Origin of the sequence: Plesiomonas sp., assembly GCF_051650925.1 — a bacterium.
Lineage (GTDB): Bacteria > Pseudomonadota > Gammaproteobacteria > Enterobacterales > CAMTGL01 > Plesiomonas.
Window position 1 is genome coordinate 1 of the sequence record NZ_JBOFRH010000355.1, and the last position, 1,533, is coordinate 1,533.

Below are 1,533 nucleotides of genomic sequence, written 5' to 3' on the forward strand. Positions count from 1 at the left end.
ATGTTCTCACGTACCGCGCAGCTGGCACTGACCGATCTGTTGTTTATGGGCATGGTGCAGCAAGATGCAGGCAATGCTCGGCACCGCATTTTGCACAGTGAAGCGCTGGTGAAAAAACTTACCTAACGTGCAATTCGGGGGCTAAAGCAAGCTAGGCTAGCCCCACGTTCTGCACTCAGCACAGCCTTGACCATCACGTATCTCTACTTATCCGCCTCATTATCCATTTCAGATATATCCGTGCACGAGATCCATCTTGCCTTACGTAGTTTCTTTTTTTTGTTCTCATTTTGTTCTTATTTTCATTGCGCTTCTCCCTCTGGAGCCACGGTTATTCCCCGTTTGGGAAGGCCGAGCATGGCGCAGATTATTCTGCCAGTTAGTTAAATGACATATTGAATTGTTTCGAGGGGTGATAGAGAAATAGCACAGCCGGCAACAAACCAGAAACCGGTTCAGGTACATTGCCCAGCCCATTTATGGCGAGAACGTCAGCGGGAGGGTTGCGTGCAACTTCCTGAAAGCTCGCCCATTTTGAGTAGTGATTAAGATGAAAAAATCTATTGGTCGTTTTTGCCTGGTTGCGTTATTGGCCTTACCGCTTTCTGCAATGGCTGGCTCTGTTGATGGAAAGCTCACCAAGATTCGCGCTTACGATGACGGACGTAAGATTGAGTTTAAATCACGGATCCCAAATGTCTCTTTTAGCCTGAGAAAGGCTGATATCCTAAAATCGATGACTCGCTTTGGTAAAACTACCGCAGTCGCCGATCTGGAAAAAAATGGCATCATCGTGAACACAGACCGTAAAGCCCTGGTCACCCTAGATCGCGTGGGTGATGGTCTGTACATCAAAGGCAAAACCTTGACCATGTTTGTGACGGAAAAAGAATTAGAAAACATTCGCGGTTAATTCAGCGCTATACGCTGATGGTAAGAGGAATGAACTCAAGTTCATTCCTCTTTGCTTTTTGTCGGCAGCGGCAAATCCTTCGTCTCACATCTACACTTATTTCACCCACGGCTTCTCTCACGCTTTTCACGCTCACCCAATACGCTCGGCGCGGTTGCGCGTGTGGTTGATAGCGCTTTTATGCTACAGTGCGCACCGATTGGCTCGGCAGTCTTCCTTCCGCAAAGATGCAGATCGGCAGACCGCCTTCCACTGATAAGCCCAGATCCTACGCCAGTCAACTGGCTACTTTTTTGGCTGTTTCAGTGCGAACTCACCCTGACATACTGAATTTGAAGAAGTTTTCCCCATGGCTTTACTAATCACTGACAAATGCATTAATTGCGATATGTGTGAACTTTTACAAAAAGCTATTTAAATTCATTGCAATAAAATCATGTGTTATTTTTTGTGTTGCTCGCCTGTAGAACAATAAACATGCATAGACGCAGGTGTAACACAAACCGCCACCGAGCTGGTGGCGGCCAATTAACTAGCGCCCAGATAGATAAAGACGCACTGCCAATTCGCATGCTGCTGCAGCAATCGCCACAGCGCCAATCGACACGCCGATAAGAAGC

1 protein-coding gene and 1 pseudogene are annotated in these 1,533 nt (G+C 47.2%); both read left to right on the top strand.

Annotation, left to right across the window (positions count from 1 at the left end; genetic code table 11):
- A pseudogene (locus tag ACRC27_RS08140) lies at positions 1 to 126 on the top strand (MurR/RpiR family transcriptional regulator); the annotation flags it as partial.
- Between the two features lie 424 nt (positions 127 to 550).
- A complete protein-coding gene (locus ACRC27_RS08145) occupies positions 551 to 913 on the top strand; it encodes a hypothetical protein (protein WP_116546628.1) in 363 nt (120 codons plus the stop codon).
- Positions 914 to 1,533 lie beyond the last annotated feature (620 nt).

Coding starts and splice junctions, on each gene's coding strand:
- ACRC27_RS08145 (WP_116546628.1), top strand. CDS start 551: ATGAAAAAATCTATTGGTCGTTTTTGCCTGGTTGCGTTATTGGCCTTA.